This is a genomic window from Stenotrophomonas sp. TEPEL (assembly GCF_004348785.1).
Classification (GTDB): domain Bacteria; phylum Pseudomonadota; class Gammaproteobacteria; order Xanthomonadales; family Xanthomonadaceae; genus Stenotrophomonas; species Stenotrophomonas indicatrix.
The window spans coordinates 2,445,262-2,462,609 of the sequence record NZ_QQXJ01000001.1 but is presented as its reverse complement, the minus strand read 5'-3'; the positions used below and the strand labels follow the sequence as shown (position 1 = coordinate 2,462,609).

Here is a 17,348-nt window from a genome sequence, read left to right as displayed (position 1 = left end):
GTTGCAGGACACGCCGTAAACCCATCCATGGGGGCTCGATGGCGCCATCCATGGCGCCAACGGTCCTGCAACGGCCCACCCGTCCCGCCTGTCAGGTTTCCTGCGGGCGCGGACGGGAAGGGCGGAATCAAGGGCAAGAGCAAAAGCAAAAAGGCAGCCGATGGCTGCCTTTTTTGTTTCCGCGAGCGTCGAGTCCGGGTCGGATCCCTTTGCGTAGCAAAGGGCTCTGACCCCAGCTCTTGATCCTGCCTTTGCTCACCCCTCCGCCGCGGGGAGGCTGGAAGGGCCGGGTNGGCAGGGCTNCCCGGGACCGTTGGCGCCATGGATGGCGCCATCGAGCCCACGGATGGGTTCGTGTCCCGGGTAGCCCTGCCAACCCGGCCCACGCCATGAAGCCCAACGAGGCAGCGCTTTGAACCTTACAGCGCCTCGAAAATGCCCGCCGCACCCATGCCGGTGCCGATGCACATCGTCACCATGCCGTACTTCTGCTGGCGACGGCGCAGGCCATGCAGCAGGGTCGCGGTACGGATCGCGCCGGTCGCACCCAGCGGATGGCCCAGCGCGATCGCGCCGCCCAGCGGGTTGAGCTTGCTCGGGTCCAGGCCGCAGTCACGGATGACGGCCAGCGACTGCGCGGCGAAGGCTTCGTTGAGCTCGATCCAGTCCAGCTGGTCCTGGCTCAGGCCGGCCTGCTTCAGCGCCTTCGGAATCGCGGCGATCGGGCCGATGCCCATCACTTCCGGGCGCACGCCGGCCACCGAGAAGCTGACGAAGCGGGCCAGCGGGGTCAGGCCGTAATCCTTGATTGCCTGTTCCGACGCCAGCAGTACCGCGCCGGCGCCATCGCTCATCTGCGAGGAGTTGCCGGCAGTGACGGTGCCGCCGAACTGGCCGTTGCGGAACACCGGACGCAGCTTGGCCAGGCCTTCAGCGGAGGAATCCGGGCGCGGGCCTTCGTCGGTGTCGGCAATCTTGTTGCGGGTGATGATGCGCTTGCCGTCGGCCAGGTCGGGCTGGTGCGAGACGATCTCGTACGGGCTGATCTCGTCCTTGAAGTCGCCGTTCTGGATGGCGGCCATGGCCTTCTGGTGCGAGGCCAGGGCGAACGCGTCCTGGTCTTCGCGCGAGACCTTCCACTCTTCAGCGACCTTCTCGGCGGTGATGCCCATGCCGTAGGCGATGGCGACGTGGTCGTTGTCGAACACGCTCGGGGCCATCGCAATCTTGTTGCCCATCATCGGCACCATCGACATCGATTCGGTGCCGCCGGCCAGCATCAGGTCGGCGTTGCCAAGGCGGATCGCGTCGGCCGCCTGCGCCACGGCCTGCAGACCGGAGGAGCAGAAGCGGTTCACGGTCTGCGCAGCGATGGTGTTCGGCAGGCCGGCCAGCAGCACGCCGATGCGGGCCACGTTCATGCCCTGCTCGGCTTCGGGCATCGCGCAGCCGATGATCGCGTCATCGATGCGGTTGACGTCCACGCCCGGCGCCTGCGCCACGACGCTGCGCAGCACGTGGGCGAGCATGTCGTCGGGGCGGGTGTTGCGGAACATGCCCTTGGGCGCCTTGCCAACCGGGGTGCGGGTGGCGGCGACGATGTAGGCGTCCTGGATTTGCTTGGTCATTGCAGTGATCTCTTGAATTTTTTAGCCGGAGTGCCGACCAACGGTCGGCACCCACCGGGGGCAGAGGGAGTGCCGACCAACGGTCGGCACCCACCGGAAGCAGGGAGGGGCGATCAGTTACGCAGCGGCTTGCCGGTCTTGAGCATGTGCGCGATGCGGGCCTGGGTCTTTTCCTGCTGGGCCAGTTCGACGAAGTGCTTGCGCTCCAGGGTCAGCAGCCACTCTTCGTCGACCAGGGTGCCGCGGTCGACCTTGCCGCCGCACAGCACGGTGGCGATGCGCTCGGCGATCTCGTAGTCGTACGGGCTGATGAAACGGCCTTCCAGCATGTTGACCAGCATCATCTTGAAGGTGGCGATACCGACGTCACCGGCCACCTGGATGCGGCGTGCCGGCAGCGGCGGACGGTAGCCCGCTTCGGCCAGCGCGCGGGCTTCGGCCTTGGCGATGTACAGCGCTTCGTAGCTGTTGAACACCACCTTGTCGGTGCTGCGCAGCAGGCCCAGTTCCTTGGCGTTGACCGCCGAGTTGGAGACCTTGGCCATCGCCACGGTCTCGAAGGTCTTCTTCAGTTCGGCGAACACGTCACCGCCCGGACCCGCAGCCTGCGAGGCGCGCACGGCCAGCTCCTTCAGGCCACCACCGGCCGGCAGCAGGCCGACGCCGGCCTCGACCAGGCCGATGTAGCTTTCCAGGAAGGCCACGGTCTTGGCGCTGTGCATCTGGAACTCGCAGCCGCCACCCAGGGCCAGGCCACGCACCGCTGCCACCACCGGCACCAGCGAGTACTTGATGCGCTGGCTGGTGCGCTGGAAGTTGGCCACCATTTCTTCGAACTGGTCGACCTTGCCGGCCTGCAGCAGGCCCAGCGCACCGGCCAGGTCGGCACCGGCGGAGAAGGGCTCCTTCTGCTGCCAGATCACCAGGCCCTGGAAGTCCTTCTCTGCGCGGGTGACGCATTCCTGCAGGCCATCCAGCACGTGGTCGGACACGGTGTTCATCTTGGTCTTGAAGCTGACCACGGCGATGCCATCGCCGTCGTGCCACATGCGCAGGCCGTCGTTCTCGAACACGGTCTCGCCCGGCGCGAACTTCTCGCCCAGCAGCGGATCGGGGAAGCGCTGGCGCTGGTACACCGGCAGCGACGAACGCGGCAGCTTGGCGTTGCGCGACGGGCTGTAGCTGCCCTCGGCGGCATGCACGCCATCGCGGCCATCGAACACCCAGTCCGGCAGCGGGGCGTTGCTCATGCTCTTGCCGGCGACGATGTCATCGGCGATCCACTGCGCGACCTGCTTCCAGCCGGCAGCCTGCCAGGTTTCGAACGGGCCCAGAGACCAGCCGTAGCCCCAGCGGATGGCCAGGTCAACGTCGCGCGCGGTCTCGGCGATGTCGGCCAGGTGGTAGGCGCTGTAGTGGAACAGGTCGCGGAAGGTCGCCCACAGGAACTGCGCCTGCGGGTGCTGGCTCTCGCGCAGCTTGGCGAACTTCTCGGCCGGGTTCTTGATCTTCAGGATCTCGACCACTTCCGGTGCGGCGGCGCGGTCGGCCGGACGGTAGTCCTGCTTTTCCAGGTCCAGCACCACGATGTCCTTGCCGACCTTGCGGAAGATGCCGGCGCCGGTCTTCTGGCCCAGTGCGCCCTTGGCAATCAGCGCATCCAGCCACTTCGGCGACTTGAAGAATTCATGCCACGGGTCATTGGGCAGGGTATCGCCCATGGTCTTGATGACGTGGGCCATGGTGTCCAGGCCGACCACGTCGGAGGTGCGGTAGGTGGCCGACTTCGGGCGGCCGACCAGCGGGCCGGTCAGGCCGTCCACTTCGTCGAAGCCCAGGCCGAATTCCTGGGTGTGGTGGATGGTGGACAGGATCGAGAACACACCGATGCGGTTGCCGATGAAGTTCGGGGTGTCCTTGGCGTACACCACGCCCTTGCCCAGAGTGGTGACCAGGAACGCTTCCAGGCCTTCCAGCACGCTGGCGTCGGTGGTGGTGGCCGGGATCAGCTCGGCAAGGTGCATGTAGCGCGGCGGGTTGAAGAAATGCACGCCGCAGAAGCGGTGGCGCAGCTGTTCGGGCAGCACGTCGGCCAGCTTGTTGATGCCCAGGCCCGAAGTGTTGGAGGCCAGCACGGCGTGGTCGGCCACGAACGGGGCGATCTTCTTGTACAGGTCCTGCTTCCAGTCCATGCGCTCGGCGATGGCCTCGATGATCAGGTCGCAGTCCTTCAGCTGTTCCAGGCCGGTCTCGTAGTTGGCCGGGGTGATGGCTTCGGCCAGCGACTTGCTGGCCAGCGGCGCCGGGCTCAGCTTGCCGAGGTTGACGATCGACTTCAGCACGATGCCATCGGCCGGACCTTCCTTGGCAGGCAGGTCGAACAGCACGGTGTCGACGCCGGCATTGGTGAGGTGGGCGGCGATCTGGGCACCCATGACGCCGGCACCCAGCACGGCGGCGCGGCGGACTAGCAGGGAATTGGACATGGTGTAGGGCCTTTGTTGGTCAGCAGTTACTGGGTGGAATCAATGGAGGCGGGCAGGGCGCTGCCGCTGCGGGCGGCGGCACGGAATCCGGCCTCGGCGAAATGGATCAGTTCATGGGCGGCATGGGCACGATGCGCCGTTTCGGTGACACCGGCGGGTCGCTTGATCAGCCCGAAATCGGCCATGGCATAGGTCAGCGAGCCAGCGAGGAAATCCAGGCGCCAATAGAGCTCTTCCTTGCTCAGGCCGGGCACGCAGGTGGCGATCGCCTTGCCGAACTCACGCAGCACGTGGCCGTAGTGGTCGGACAGGAACTTGCGCAGGTTGTCGTTCTTTTCAGCGTAGGCACGAGCGATCACGCGGACGAAGGCACCGCCGTTCTGGCGGTCCTGGGCCAGCGCCAGGGCCGGCTCGACGAAGGCGGCCAGCACCGGCCGCAGTTGCCCGGGGTGTTCGTTGCGGGCACGCTCGAGCTGGGCCAAGCGGGCGCCGGTCATCTCGTCCATGCGGCGGCGGAACACCTCGTTGACCAGGTTTTCCTTGGAGCCGAAGTGGTAGTTGACCGCAGCGATGTTGACGTCGGCCTGGCTGGTGACCTGGCGCAGCGAGGTGCCGGCGAAGCCGTGCTGGGCGAACAGCTCCTCGGCGGCGCCGAGGATCCGGTCCTTGGTCGAGAAGTGGGCGGGCTTGGCCATCGGGCNGGCAGACCTTAATCAAACGATTGTTTGATACTAGAACCAGACGGTACCGTATGGCATTTTGCAGTGCAGCAAAATCCTGTCACCCGGTTACAAGGGATTCAGTAGTGCCAGCCCATGGCTGGCAACGCTTGATCCTGAATGGGTAGGCTCCGGCGCTCGAGATCCGGCATCCTGCCTGCCAGCCGTGGGCTGGCACTACTGAACGGGATCTTTTACAATCCGCGCACGTTTATCAGGCTAAGCCCGCGTCCCGACGCGGGTTTTTTTCATGTTACCCTTCGGGCCATAAGCGGCCCGATTCCATTGGAGACATCCCATGGCGCTGGAGCGCACCCTTTCGATCATCAAGCCGGACGCCGTTGCCAAGAACGTCATCGGCGAAATCTACGCCCGCTTCGAGAAGGCCGGCCTGAAGGTCGTGGCCGCCAAGTACAAGCAGCTGTCGCGTCGTGAAGCCGAAGGCTTCTACGCCGTGCACCGCGAGCGTCCGTTCTTCAACGCGCTGGTCGAGTTCATGATCTCCGGCCCGGTGATGATCCAGGCCCTGGAAGGCGAGAACGCCGTCCTGGCCCACCGCGACCTGCTGGGCGCCACCAACCCGAAGGAAGCCGCGCCGGGCACGATCCGCGCCGACTTCGCCGAATCCATCGATGCCAATGCCGCCCACGGCTCGGACTCGGTCGAGAATGCCGCGATTGAGATCGCCTACTTCTTCGCCGCCACCGAAGTCGTCTCGCGCTGAGAGTAATGCCGTGAACGAGGTCGTACAGAAAATCGCCATCCAGCCGCTGCCGAAGTCGGCACCCACGGCTGGCAAGCAGAACCTGCTCGACCTCGATCGCGCGGGCCTGGAGAAGTTTTTCGTCGAGGTTCTCGGCGAGAAGAAGTTCCGCGCCCACCAGGTGATGAAGTGGATCCACCATCGCTACGTCACCGAGTTCGATGAGATGACCGACCTCGGCAAGGTCCTGCGCGCCAAGCTGCAGGAGCATGCCGAGGTCCTCGTCCCGAACATCATCTTCGACAAGCCCTCCGCCGACGGCACCCACAAGTGGCTGCTGGCGATGGGCGTGGATGGCAAGAACGCCATCGAGACCGTGTACATCCCCGACAAGACCCGCGGCACGCTGTGCGTGTCCTCGCAGGTCGGTTGTGGCCTGAACTGCACGTTCTGCTCCACCGCCACCCAGGGCTTCAACCGCAACCTGACCACCGCCGAGATCATCGGCCAGGTGTGGATTGCCGCACGCCACCTGGGCAACGTGCCGCACCAGATGCGCCGCCTCACCAACGTGGTGATGATGGGCATGGGCGAGCCGTTGATGAATTTCGACAACGTCGTGCGTGCCATGAGCGTGATGCGCGACGATCTGGGCTACGGCTTGGCCAACAAGCGCGTGACGCTGTCGACCTCCGGCCTGGTGCCGCAGATCGACCGCCTGTCCGCCGAAAGCGACGTGTCGCTGGCGGTGTCGCTGCATGCGCCGAACGACGAGCTGCGCGAGACCCTCGTGCCGCTCAACAAGAAGTACCCGATCGCCGAGCTGATGGCTTCGTGCGCACGCTACCTGCGCGCCAACAAGCGCCGCGAATCGGTCACCTTCGAATACACCCTGATGAAGGGCATCAACGACCAGCCCGAGCACGCCCGCCAGCTGGCGCGGCTGATGCACCAGTTCGACAACGCGGTGCAGGCCAGGGACTCGGGCAAGGTCAACCTGATCCCGTTCAACCCGTTCCCGGGTACCCGCTACGAGCGCTCGGAAGAAGCGCATATCCGCGCCTTCCAGAAGATCCTGCTCGACAGCAACGTGTTGACCATGGTGCGCCGCACCCGTGGCGACGATATCGACGCCGCCTGTGGCCAGCTCAAGGGCCAGGTGATGGATCGTACCCGCCGCCAGGCCGAGTTCAACAAGACGCTGCAGGCGGGGAAGGGGAGCGATGCCGCGGCCTGACCGCCTGCCGGTGGCCCTGTTCGCAGGCGCGCTGGCATTGGCAGCGGGCGGTTGCACGACCACCAGTGAGATCCCGATCGGCCCGGGCGGGGTTGCGCCGATCCACAGCGTCCGCGATGCGCCGGGCGTGCGCCAGAAGTTCCACTACGAGGACCTGCTGGCGCTGGCCGCCCGCGACATGCAGGTGGGCAACCTGGATGAGGCCGAGCGCAAGGTGCGCCGCGCGTTGAAGCTGCAGCCCAATGGTGTGGACGCGGTGATGCTGCTGGCCGGTGTGGAAGACCGCAGGGGTCGCGAGCAGCAGGCGGGGGATGGCTTCCGCCGCGCTGCAGAGCTGGCACCACAACGCGGTGACGTTCTCAATAATTATGCGGCATGGTTGTGCCAGCACGGCCACTCGGCCGAATCGCTGGTCTGGTTCGATCGTGCCCTGACGGCCCCGGACTACGCCACGCCCGCCGCTGCCCTGGCCAATGCCGGTGGATGCGCGCTGGACGCTGGCCAGCTTGAACGTGCCGAACGCGACCTGCGCGCGGCCCTTTCCCACGTGCCTGGCAACCCGGTCGCGTTGGAGGCGATGGCCCAGCTGAGCTTCCGTCGCGGCCAGTTCATGGAAGCCCGGGCCTTCGCCGAACGTAGGATTGCGGCTGCACCGGCCACGCGTTCCGTGTTACAACTTGCGTCTGAAATCGAGGCGCGACTGGGTGATCAGGCAGCATCTGATCGCTATCTTCAGCGGATTCGACAGGAATTTCCGCAGGACGCGGGCTCCTAACTCCAGGGTTGATGCATTGTGATTGATGACCAGACTGTGAGCGATCTCGAGACCGTGGCCGGCTGCGGCACCCGCCTGCGCCAGGCCCGCGAGGCCGCCGGACTGACCCTCGAAGATGTCGGCCAGCGCCTGCGCATGCCGGTTCAAGTGGTGAAGTCGCTCGAGCAGGAGCAGTGGCAGAAGCTGGGAGCGCCGGTGTTCGTGCGCGGCCAGCTGCGCAGCTACGCCCGCCTGCTCGGCGTCGATGTCAGCGAACTGCTGGAACAGGCCCAGGTCGGCCCGGTGGTTCCGCCCACCCTGGTCAGCCACACCCATACCCCGCGTGCGCGCCGGATCGCCGAGAATCTCGGCCGCCGTGCGCTGTATGTCGGTATTACCGCCGTGCTGGCGGTCCCGGTCTGGTTCGCCACCCGCGGCCATTTCGATGGCACCGCGCCTTCACCGAGCACCGCGTCGCTGGACGTGATCCCGGCCGCCGTGCCGGTTACCCCGGCCGGTCCCGGTTCCGCCGCTGCGGCACCCGCCGAGGTCGCGGCCGCGCCCGTCGCCAAGCCGGCCGCCACCCCGTACGTCGCCTCGCTGGCCCCGGTGCCGCGCGCTGCGCCGGCCGCTGCCGCCAACCTGGACATGCAGTTCAGTGGCGACAGCTGGGTCGATATCGCCGGTCCGGATGGCGGCAGCGTGGAGAAGGCGTTGATCAAGGCGGGCGAGACCCGCAGCTTCACCCCCGGCCAGGTGGCCCGGGTCACCCTGGGCAACGCCTCGGCGGTCCAGGTTCAGCAGAATGGCGCTATCGTCGATCTGACGCCCTATCAGCGAGCCAACGTGGCACGCTTTCAGGTATCCTCTGAAGGCTCCGTTGTCCCGGTTTCACACTGAGGCGCGGTTTCACCACCTTCGATAATCCCAATGGTCCCTCCCGATGGGCGGGGCGAGAGTACGCATGGCGATCGACGACCTGCTCGACGAGCACGAACAAAGTGAACGCGTCCGCAGCTGGCTGCGGAAGAATGGTGCCAGCATCCTCGGTGGCGTAGTCATCGCCATCGGTGCCATTGCCGGCTGGCAGTGGTACCAGAAGGATCAGGGCGGCAAGCTGGCCTCGGCCAATGTCGAGTACCAGAAGGCCCTGGTGGGCCTGCAGCAGAACAAGCTTGACGACGCTGCGAAGGCGGTCAAGGCGCTGGAGGCTGGCCCGTCCAGCATCTACGGCGACCTGGCGGCGCTGCAGCTGGCCAAGGCCCAGGTCGATGCCGGCAAGAATGAAGAGGCGCTGGCCACCCTGCGCGCGGTGAAGGTCGAAGGCGACCTGCAGCGCGTGGTCGACCAGCGCGTGGCACGCCTGCTGGTGGCTACCGGCAAGGGCGACGAAGCGATCAAGCTGCTGGGCAGCGCCACCGACAGCAGCAGCCTGGAAATCCATGGCGATGCGCTGATGGCGCAGGGCAAGCGTGACGCGGCCCGCGAACAGTATGAGAAGGCGCTGAAAACGCTGGACGTGGCAGCGCCGCAGCGGCGCCTGCTGGAAACCAAGGTTATGGACGCCGGCGGCACCGTCGCCGCCCCTGCGGAGTCGGTTTGATGAGTCAGAAGGTCATGATCACCCGCGTCGCCTCCGTGCTCATGCTCGGCATGGCACTGTCCGGTTGCAGCACCATGAAGGGCTGGTTCGCCGGCAAGGACGCAGCAGCGAAGAAGGCACAGGAGCCGGCCGAACTGGTGAAGTTCGAGCCGACCCTGAAGGTCAACAAGGCCTGGTCGGTCAACCTGGGCAAGGGCGAGCGCCGCATCGGCGTGCGCCAGGGCCCGGCAGTGGCCAATGGCCACGTGTTCGCCGCAGCGATCACCGGTGGCGTGCACGCCATCGACCTGCAGACCGGCAAGAAGGTCTGGACCTGGGAGCCGAAGAAGGAAAAGAAGAAGGCCAAGCTGCGGCTGTCCGGTGGTCCGGGCGTCGGCGAGAACCTGGTGGTCATCGGTACCCTCGATGGCCAGGTGATCGCGCTGGACATCAACGATGGCAGCGAGAAGTGGCGCGCACGCGTGCCCAACGAAGTGATCGCCGCGCCGGCCATTGCCCAGGGCATGGTCTTCGTGCGCAGCAATGACGGTCGCGTCACCGCGTTCGACGCCGGCAATGGTACCCAGAAGTGGTTCAACCCCAGCGAGCTGCCGGCGCTGACCGTGCGTGGCAACGCGCCGGTGGTGGCTGGTCCGGGCGTGCTGTTCATCGGCAAGGACGAGGGCAGCGTTTCTGCGCTGGCCATGCAGGACGGCCGCACGCTGTGGGACCAGAACGTGGGTACCGGCGAAGGCCGTACCGAGCTGGACCGCATGGCCGACGTCGATGGCGCCCCGGTGCTCGACGGCAACACGCTGTTCGTGAGCAGCTTCAAGAACCAGACCATGGCCATCGAAGGCCCGACCGGTCGCCCGCTGTGGGCGCGCGACCACGGCGGTGCCGGCGGCGTGGCGGTGTCTTCGGGCAATGTTTTCGTTACCGACAACAAGGGCGGCGTGTTCGGCCTGGACAAGGCCAGCGGCGCGGCGATGTGGTCGCAGACCGCACTGGCCCGGCGCTCGCTGACCGGCCCGGCGCTGCACGGCGACTACGTGGTAGTCGGTGACTACAAGGGATACCTGCATTGGCTGCAGGCCTCCGATGGCGCGATGGCGGCGCGGGCGAAAAGCGGCGGTGATGCGCTTCTGGCCCAGCCAATCGTCGTCGATGGAGTGCTGCTGGTGCAGAACGTTGATGGCAAGCTGACCGCATTCCGGTTGGCAAATTAATACGGAGTAATCGCGATGCTGCCTTTGGTCGCCCTGGTTGGACGGCCGAATGTCGGCAAGTCGACCATATTCAATGCACTGACCCGTACACGTGACGCCCTGGTCCATGACCAGCCCGGCGTCACCCGGGACCGCAACTATGGCGTCTGCCGGCTTGACGAGGACAACCATTTCCTCGTCGTCGATACCGGCGGCATCGCAGAGGAAGAAGAAGGCCTGGCTGGTGCTACCACGCGCCAGGCCCGTGCTGCCGCTGGCGAAGCTGACCTGATCCTGTTCGTCGTCGATGCCCGCGAGGGCACCTCGGCGATGGACGATGAGATCCTGGCCTGGCTGCGCAAGCTGTCGCGCCCGACGCTGCTGCTGATCAACAAGATCGACGGCACCGACGAGGACACCGTGCGTTCGGAGTTCGCCCGCTACGGCTTCAGCGAGATGCTGACCGTGTCGGCTGCCCACCGCCAGGGCCTGGACGACCTGCTTGACGAGGTCATCCAGCGCTTGCCGGAAGAGGGCAGCGGCGAAGAGCTGGACAACGATCCGAACCGCATCCGCATCGCCTTCGTCGGCCGCCCGAACGTTGGCAAGTCGACCCTGGTCAACCGCATCCTCGGCGAAGAGCGCATGATCGCCTCGGACGTGCCGGGCACCACCCGCGATTCGATCTCGGTGGACCTGGAGCGTGACGGCCGCGAGTACCGCCTGATCGACACCGCCGGCCTGCGCCGCCGTTCGCGCGTGGACGAGGTCGTCGAGAAGTTCTCGGTGGTCAAGACCATGCAGTCGATCGAGCAGTGCCAGGTGGCCGTGCTGATGCTCGATGCCACCGAAGGCGTGACCGACCAGGACGCCACCGTGCTCGGCGCCGTGCTGGATGCCGGCCGCGCGCTGGTGATCGCGATCAACAAGTGGGACGGCCTGACCGACTACCAGCGTGAGCAGGCCGAAACGATGCTGTCGCTGCGCCTGGGCTTCGTGCCGTGGGCCGAATCGGTGCGCATCTCGGCCAAGCATGGCTCGGGCCTGCGCGAGCTGTTCCGTGCGGTGCACCGCGCGCACGAATCGGCGAACAAGACCTTCACCACCAGTGAAGTGAACAAGGCGCTGGAAGTGGCCTACGAGACCAACCCGCCGCCGACCATCCGCGGCCACGTCTCCAAGCTGCGTTACGTGCACCCGGCCGGCGCCAACCCGCCGACCTTCATCGTGCACGGCACCCGCCTGAAGGAACTGCAGGAGTCGTACAAGCGCTACCTGGAGAATTTCTTCCGCAAGCGCTTCAAGCTGATCGGAACGCCGGTGCAGTTCATCTTCCGCGAGGGTGCCAACCCGTACGAAGGCAAGAAGAACGTGCTGACCGAACGACAGGTCAAGGCCAAGCGGCGCTTGATGAAGCACGTCAAGGGCAAGTGATTCACGAGAAGGCGGCCGCAGGGTCGCCTTTTTCGTTGCAGATGCCGGTAGCGCCGGGCCATGCCCGGCGGCATCGGGCGCCCGCTCTCAGGCGCTGCCCCACGGCAACAGCACGCCACGGAACCTCATTCTTCCCGACGACAGGCGGTCATACGCCTCGGTCGCCCGATCCAGATCAAAGGTCTCGACCATCGGCTTCACCTTGCCGGCCGCGGCAAGCTGCAGCACTTCACTGAGGTAGTGCTGGCCACCATGGGTGGCACCGATCACGCGCTGGCGCATCATGTGGAACGGCACGCCTTCGGACGAGATCGAGAAGGGCTGGCTGAAGTCCAGGCCGCACAGCACAACGCGCCCGTCGACACGCAGACCGGCCATTGCCTCCTCGGCCGAGCTGAATTCATTGGTGGTCACCAGCAGCACGTCGGCGCCACCGATGGCCTTCAACTCCTTGCCATTGGCCACGACCTGGTCGGCGCCCAGCTGCAGGGCGAGCGTATGCTTGTCTGCAGAATGGGTGATGGCGATGGTCTCGAAGCCACAGGCCTTGGATAGCTGCAGGGCGACGTGGCCCAGCCCGCCGATGCCAAGTACCGCGATCTTTTCCCGTGGCTGGGGCGCCGCATCACGCAGCCCGCTCCATGTGGTGTAGCCGGCACACATCATCGGCGCTGCGTCCACGTAGGACAGGCCGTCAGGCAGCAGTACCGTGCCTTCGGCAGAGATGGCGATGTACTGTGCATGTCCACCCTGCGCGGCGAAGCCAGTGGTGCGAGGCGCATCGCAATTCATCGCGGTCTGCCCGGACAAGGGGCGGCTCTCGCGGCAGTAGGGGCATCGGCCGCACGCGGATTGGACCCATGAGGTGCCCACGCGATCGCCCACCCGGCGCGTGTGCACACCCGCACCCACTTCCACGACCTCGCCGACCACTTCATGCCCTGGTGTCTGCGGGTAGATGTCGCCGCCATAGCCTTGGGTTGCCCACACGTCCGTGTAGCACATGCCCGACGCGTGGACCTTGACCAGTACCTGGCCCGGTTCGATCACGGGCATCGGCACGTCCTGCACTTGCCACGGCGCATTTGGCCCGGTCATCACAACCGCTTTCATCGTTTTCATCGTCTTGATCCTGTCCCGGTGGGTGAGCGCCGAGGGCGTGTGCCCGCGGACAACCCGGAGCGTAGAATCGGTTGACTATCAAGACAATCGCTCCAATATTTCACGATATGGTGAATCGCATTCAACAATACAGCGGAGGCGATCTGGCTGCCTTCACGGCGTTCCTGGCGGTTACAGCGCATCGGAGCTTCCGCAGCGCGGCGGCCGAGTTGAACATCACACCGTCGGCGATCAGTCATGCGATCAAGGCGCTCGAGCAGCGGCTGGGTGCGCGCCTGTTCAATCGCACCACGCGCAGCGTCTCGCTGACCGACGCCGGGGAGCGACTGGCGGAAAAACTGCGTCCGGCCATGGCCTCGATCGAAGATGCCCTGCAGTCGGTGGATACTGAGGCCGGCACGCCGCGTGGCACGGTCCGCATCAACGCCAGTGAAGGCGCCATACGGCTCGTGCTGAAACCGGTGCTTGCACGGTTCCTGCGCCAGTACCCGCTGGTGCACCTGGATATCGTCAGTGACGGCAGGTTGGGCGACATCGTTTCGGATGGGTTCGATGCAGGTATCCGCCTTACCGAAGCCGTGCCCCAGGACATGGTCGCGATTGCAGTGACCGCGCCCATGCGGTTCGCGGCGGTTGCCTCGCCAGCGTACCTGCAGGCGCATGGCCGACCACTGCGGCCGCTGGATCTCCATCAGCACAACTGCATTCGTTTCCGCTTCGAAAGTGGGGCGATCTACCGCTGGGAGTTCGAGCATCAAGGCACCACCGAGCGGGTGAACGTCTCCGGGCCGATCACGCTGACGGACCAGCCGTTGATGGTCGACGCCGCCGTTGACGGCATCGGTATTGCGTTCGTTCCCGAGCACCTGGCACTGGAGCCATTGGCCGATGGTCGCCTGCTGCGGTTGCTTGAGGACTGGTGTCCCGAGTTTCCCGGCCTTTCGCTGTACTACCCGGGCCATCGGCACGTGCCGCCAGGGCTGAAGGCGTTGATCGGTCTGCTTCAAGAACAGCACGGTGGGCGCGGGCAGCCAGGGTAGCGCCGGGCTACGCTTGCGGTGGACCTGTATAGCCGAGCCCGTGCTCGGCTGGTGCGCACAGCGCGCGCGGCAATGCGCAAAAAGCAGCCGAGCATGGGCTCGGCTCTACAGATTCTGGTCAAGGCGGGCCGGCGCCACGTGCGCGATAATGCAGCCATGAGCATCCAAGAGATTTCCCCCGCGCAGGCACGTGAGCGCCTGGCCCACGGTGCCGTGCTGATCGATGTGCGCGAGGCGCATGAACGGGCCGGGGGCATGGCCGAGGGCGCGCGCGGCGTGGCCAAGGGCGAGCTGCAGGTCGACCCGATTGCGCATCTGCCGCGACGCGACCAGGAGATCCTGCTGATCTGCCAGAGCGGCAAGCGCTCGGCCGACGCCGTGCAGTTCCTGCTGGACGCCGGCTACACCCAGGTGGCTTCCGTGACGGGCGGCACCGTGGCCTGGCGCGAGCAGTCGCTGCCGCTGGTGCAGCCGCTGGCCAGCGCCGCCGACCGCGATTTCTACGACCGCTATTCGCGCCACCTGCTGCTGCCGCAGGTGGGCGAGGCCGGCCAGCGCCGCCTGCAGCAGTCGCGGGTGCTGGTGCTGGGCGCGGGCGGCCTGGGCGCGCCGGCCGGGTTCTACCTGGCGGCCGCCGGGGTAGGGCACCTGCGTTTTGCCGACCACGACCGCGTGGAGCGTAGCAACCTGCACCGGCAGGTCGTGCATACCGAGGCCAGCGTCGGCCAGCTGAAGGTTGATTCGGCACGTGAGCGGCTGCTGGCGTTGAACCCGTCCATCGAGGTCGAGGCCGTGCCCGAGCGGGTCACCTCGGAGAACGTGGACCGCCTGCTGCAGGACGTTGACGTGGTGCTGGACGGTTCGGACAACTTCCCGTTGCGCTACCTGCTCAACGATGCCTGCATCAAGCACGCCACGCCGATGGTCTACGCCGCCATCGAGCGCTTCGATGGCCAGGTGAGCGTGTTCGATGCCGGCCGCCAGCGCGGAGTGGCGCCGTGCTACCGCTGCCTGTTCCCGGAGCCGCCGCCGCCGGAATTCGCGCCCAACTGTTCCGAGGCCGGCGTGCTGGGCGTGCTGCCCGGCCTGGCAGGTGTGCTGCAGGCCACCGAGGTGCTGAAGCTGCTGCTGGGCATCGGCGAACCGTTGGTGGGCCGCCTGCTGCGCTTTGACGCGCTGGGCATGCGCTTCCGCGAGACCCGCATCAGCCCCGACCCGCAGTGCGCGGTGTGCGCGCCGGGCGTGCCGTTCCCGGGGTATATCGATTACGCCGCGTTCTGCCGGAGCGGGTGAACCTGGTAGCGCCGGGCCATGCCCGGCGGATGTACCCGCGCGCGCCGCTGCGCTCGCCGGGCATGGCCCGGCGCTACCGGTTATGGTTTCGGGATGATGCCGCGGGGCACCCCGCTATCGTTCCATCTCCAAGACAATAAAACGCAACACACGTGCTATTGCCGTCATCGGTGTTGCTCTATCGTTGAGGCCGATTTCGATTTCCGGGGAACCCACCGCATGGCGGTAGAAGCAGCGACCAGCGAGCTGGTCAAGGTCGTCGCCCTGTTGGGCGCAGCGGTGGTGATGGTGCCGCTGTTCCGTCGGCTCGGCCTGGGCTCGGTGCTGGGCTACTTCGCCGCCGGCCTGGCGATCGGCCCGTTCGGGCTGGGCTGGTTCTCCGACCCGCAGGCGATCCTGCATACCGCCGAACTCGGCGTGGTCATGTTCCTGTTCGTCATCGGCCTGGAAATGCGGCCCTCGCACCTGTGGAGCCTGCGCAAGGAAATCTTCGGGCTGGGCACGCTGCAGATCGTCACCTGCGCGCTGGTGCTGACCAGCATCGCCAAGCTGTTCGGGCTGCCGTGGCAGATCGCCTTCATCGGCGCCACCGGTTTCGTGCTGACTTCCACTGCGGTGGTGATGCAACTGCTGGCCGAGCGCGGCGACATCGCGCTGCCGTCGGGGCAGAAGATCGTCTCGATCCTGTTGTTCGAAGACCTGCTGATCGTGCCGTTGCTGGCGCTTGTCGCGTGGATGGCGCCGGCTGCCGGCAGCGCCGATGGCGAGGGCTCGCGCTGGATGTCGGTGGCGATCGGCGTGGGTGCCATCGTCGGCCTGGTGCTGGTCGGCCGCTTCCTGCTCAATCCGCTGTTCCGCGTGCTGGCCGAATCGAAGGCGCGCGAAGTGATGACCGCCGCAGCACTGCTGGTGGTGCTGGGCGCGGCGCTGCTGATGCAGCTGTCCGGGTTGTCGATGGCGATGGGCGCGTTCCTGGCCGGCGTGCTGCTGAGCGAATCAACCTTCCGCCACCAGATCGAAGCGGACATCGAACCGTTCCGCGGCATCCTGCTGGGCCTGTTCTTCCTCAGCGTGGGCATGGCGCTGGACCTGGGCGTGGTGGCCGGCAATTGGCCGATGATCCTTGGCCTGGTAGTGGCGCTGATGGCGGCCAAGGCGTTGTGCATCTACGTGGTTGCGCGCCTGATGGGCAGCGACCACGCGCAGGCGCTGGACCGTGGCGTGCTGATGGCGCAGGGCGGCGAGTTCGCCTTCGTGCTGTTCTCGGCCGCAGCCAGTGCCGGGGTGATCAGCCTGGACATCAATGCCAACTTCACCGCCGTGGTGGTGCTGTCGATGGCGCTGACGCCGCTGGTGGTGCTGGTCTACAAGCGCGTGGCGCCCACGCCGACCGTCAGCCTGGAAGGCGTGGATACCGCCGATGGCCTGTCCGGCAGCGTGCTGCTGATCGGCTTCGGCCGCTTCGGCCAGGTGGCCAGCCAGTCGCTGCTGGCCCGCGACGTGGACGTGACCATCATCGACAACGATGTGGAGATGATCCACAACGCCGAGCGCTTCGGTTTCAAGATCTATTACGGCGACGGCACACGGCTGGACGTGCTGCATGCCTCTGGCGCGGGCAGTGCGCGGGCGATTGCGGTGTGCGTGAACAATGCCGAGGACGCCGACCGCATCGTCGAGCTGGTGGCCCATCAGTTCCCGCAGGCCAAGCTGCTGGTGCGCTCGTTCGACCGCGAACATTCGCTGCGGCTGATCCATGCCGGCGTGGACTTTCAGATCCGCGAAACGTTCGAGTCGGCACTGCTGTTCGGGCAGGCGGCACTGGTGGAACTGGGCGCGGACGAAGACGATGCGCGCGAGATTGCCGAGCAGATCCGCGAGCGCGATGCCGAGCGCTTCGAGCTGGAAATGGCCGGTGGCAGCCTGAGGGCCGGCGCGCACATGGTGTTCGGCAGCGCGCTGCCGGGTGTGCCGACGCCGACGCCGTTCACCGCGCCCAAGCGCAAGGCACGCACGCTCAATGCGGATGAAGTGCCGGAAGAAGAAGAGGAATGATCGTCACGCGCCGCGCATCGCGTTCGCCGGGCNTGGCCCGGCGCTACCCGGGCGTCGCGCGATTCGTGGGTAGCGCCGGGCGTGGCC

The 17,348-nt window shown here is 66.4% G+C and carries 14 protein-coding genes; 10 read left to right on the top strand and 4 right to left on the bottom strand.

Annotated features, from left to right (window positions below; genetic code table 11):
* Nucleotides 1-419 precede the first annotated feature (419 nt).
* From TEP_RS11070 to TEP_RS11060, 3 genes are all read right to left on the bottom strand, one after another.
* Complete coding sequence (locus TEP_RS11070) at nt 420-1,628, bottom strand: acetyl-CoA C-acyltransferase (protein WP_132825319.1); 1,209 nt, start codon at nt 1,626-1,628, stop codon at nt 420-422.
* 113 nt (nt 1,629-1,741) lie between these two features.
* Entirely contained in the window at nt 1,742-4,114 is a 2,373-nt protein-coding gene (locus TEP_RS11065; RefSeq protein WP_132825318.1) for a 3-hydroxyacyl-CoA dehydrogenase/enoyl-CoA hydratase family protein, read from the bottom strand.
* A gap of 26 nt (nt 4,115-4,140) precedes the next feature.
* On the bottom strand, nt 4,141-4,809 hold the full coding sequence (locus TEP_RS11060) for a TetR family transcriptional regulator (RefSeq protein WP_025875011.1): 669 nt from the start codon (nt 4,807-4,809) through the stop codon (nt 4,141-4,143).
* A gap of 322 nt (nt 4,810-5,131) precedes the next feature.
* Between TEP_RS11060 and ndk the strand changes: the two genes are divergently transcribed.
* The 7 genes from ndk (at nt 5,132) to der (ending at nt 11,751) form a co-directional block, all read left to right on the top strand.
* Nucleotides 5,132-5,557 carry a nucleoside-diphosphate kinase gene (gene ndk / locus TEP_RS11055; protein WP_005409295.1) on the top strand — a complete coding sequence of 142 codons (426 nt, stop codon included), beginning with the start codon at nt 5,132-5,134 and terminating at the stop codon, nt 5,555-5,557.
* Nucleotides 5,558-5,567: 10 nt separating this feature from the next.
* Nucleotides 5,568-6,773: a 23S rRNA (adenine(2503)-C(2))-methyltransferase RlmN gene (rlmN, locus tag TEP_RS11050; RefSeq protein ID WP_093819808.1), complete on the top strand. Its 1,206-nt coding sequence runs from the start codon at nt 5,568-5,570 to the stop codon at nt 6,771-6,773.
* Nucleotides 6,760-7,548, top strand: coding sequence for a tetratricopeptide repeat protein (locus TEP_RS11045; protein WP_132825317.1), 789 nt, complete (start codon nt 6,760-6,762; stop codon nt 7,546-7,548). The genes rlmN and TEP_RS11045 overlap by 14 nt, the downstream gene beginning before the upstream one ends.
* Before the next feature lie 18 nt (nt 7,549-7,566).
* Nucleotides 7,567-8,427, top strand: a complete 861-nt coding sequence (locus TEP_RS11040) for a RodZ domain-containing protein (RefSeq protein WP_132825316.1) — start codon at nt 7,567-7,569, stop codon at nt 8,425-8,427.
* A 64-nt stretch (nt 8,428-8,491) separates the two neighbouring features.
* On the top strand, nt 8,492-9,130 hold the full coding sequence (locus tag TEP_RS11035; RefSeq protein ID WP_025874997.1) for a tetratricopeptide repeat protein: 639 nt from the start codon (nt 8,492-8,494) through the stop codon (nt 9,128-9,130).
* Nucleotides 9,130-10,338, top strand: coding sequence for an outer membrane protein assembly factor BamB (gene bamB / locus TEP_RS11030; protein ID WP_132825315.1), 1,209 nt, complete (start codon nt 9,130-9,132; stop codon nt 10,336-10,338). The genes TEP_RS11035 and bamB overlap by 1 nt, the downstream gene beginning before the upstream one ends.
* 15 nt (nt 10,339-10,353) lie before the next feature.
* Entirely contained in the window at nt 10,354-11,751 is a 1,398-nt protein-coding gene (gene der, locus TEP_RS11025) for a ribosome biogenesis GTPase Der (RefSeq protein ID WP_093819797.1), read from the top strand.
* Between the two features lie 87 nt (nt 11,752-11,838).
* On the opposite strand, the gene TEP_RS11020 is transcribed toward der, so the two are convergent.
* Nucleotides 11,839-12,807 carry an alcohol dehydrogenase catalytic domain-containing protein gene (locus TEP_RS11020; RefSeq protein ID WP_240790692.1) on the bottom strand — a complete coding sequence of 323 codons (969 nt, stop codon included), beginning with the start codon at nt 12,805-12,807 and terminating at the stop codon, nt 11,839-11,841.
* A gap of 173 nt (nt 12,808-12,980) precedes the next feature.
* Here TEP_RS11020 and TEP_RS11015 point away from each other — a divergent pair, with 173 nt between their 5' ends.
* The 3 genes from TEP_RS11015 (at nt 12,981) to TEP_RS11005 (ending at nt 17,261) form a co-directional block, all read left to right on the top strand.
* On the top strand, nt 12,981-13,913 hold the full coding sequence (locus TEP_RS11015) for a LysR family transcriptional regulator (protein ID WP_132826516.1): 933 nt from the start codon (nt 12,981-12,983) through the stop codon (nt 13,911-13,913).
* Between the two features lie 156 nt (nt 13,914-14,069).
* Nucleotides 14,070-15,206, top strand: coding sequence for a molybdopterin-synthase adenylyltransferase MoeB (gene moeB / locus TEP_RS11010; RefSeq protein ID WP_132825314.1), 1,137 nt, complete (start codon nt 14,070-14,072; stop codon nt 15,204-15,206).
* A gap of 219 nt (nt 15,207-15,425) precedes the next feature.
* Nucleotides 15,426-17,261 carry a monovalent cation:proton antiporter-2 (CPA2) family protein gene (locus tag TEP_RS11005; RefSeq protein WP_059063917.1) on the top strand — a complete coding sequence of 612 codons (1,836 nt, stop codon included), beginning with the start codon at nt 15,426-15,428 and terminating at the stop codon, nt 17,259-17,261.
* The last annotated feature ends 87 nt before the right edge of the window (nt 17,262-17,348 follow it).

Bases quoted from the DNA above. Each gene is read 5' to 3' on its own strand.
- bamB (WP_132825315.1), top strand. From the start codon at position 9,130: ATGAGTCAGAAGGTCATGATCACCCGCGTCGCCTCCGTGCTCATGCTC.
- ndk (WP_005409295.1), top strand. From the start codon at position 5,132: ATGGCGCTGGAGCGCACCCTTTCGATCATCAAGCCGGACGCCGTTGCC.
- TEP_RS11060 (WP_025875011.1), bottom strand. From the start codon at position 4,809: ATGGCCAAGCCCGCCCACTTCTCGACCAAGGACCGGATCCTCGGCGCC.
- TEP_RS11035 (WP_025874997.1), top strand. From the start codon at position 8,492: ATGGCGATCGACGACCTGCTCGACGAGCACGAACAAAGTGAACGCGTC.
- der (WP_093819797.1), top strand. From the start codon at position 10,354: ATGCTGCCTTTGGTCGCCCTGGTTGGACGGCCGAATGTCGGCAAGTCG.
- TEP_RS11070 (WP_132825319.1), bottom strand. From the start codon at position 1,628: ATGACCAAGCAAATCCAGGACGCCTACATCGTCGCCGCCACCCGCACC.
- TEP_RS11005 (WP_059063917.1), top strand. From the start codon at position 15,426: ATGGCGGTAGAAGCAGCGACCAGCGAGCTGGTCAAGGTCGTCGCCCTG.
- TEP_RS11015 (WP_132826516.1), top strand. From the start codon at position 12,981: ATGGTGAATCGCATTCAACAATACAGCGGAGGCGATCTGGCTGCCTTC.
- TEP_RS11045 (WP_132825317.1), top strand. From the start codon at position 6,760: ATGCCGCGGCCTGACCGCCTGCCGGTGGCCCTGTTCGCAGGCGCGCTG.
- TEP_RS11020 (WP_240790692.1), bottom strand. From the start codon at position 12,807: ATGCCCGTGATCGAACCGGGCCAGGTACTGGTCAAGGTCCACGCGTCG.
- moeB (WP_132825314.1), top strand. From the start codon at position 14,070: ATGAGCATCCAAGAGATTTCCCCCGCGCAGGCACGTGAGCGCCTGGCC.
- TEP_RS11065 (WP_132825318.1), bottom strand. From the start codon at position 4,114: ATGTCCAATTCCCTGCTAGTCCGCCGCGCCGCCGTGCTGGGTGCCGGC.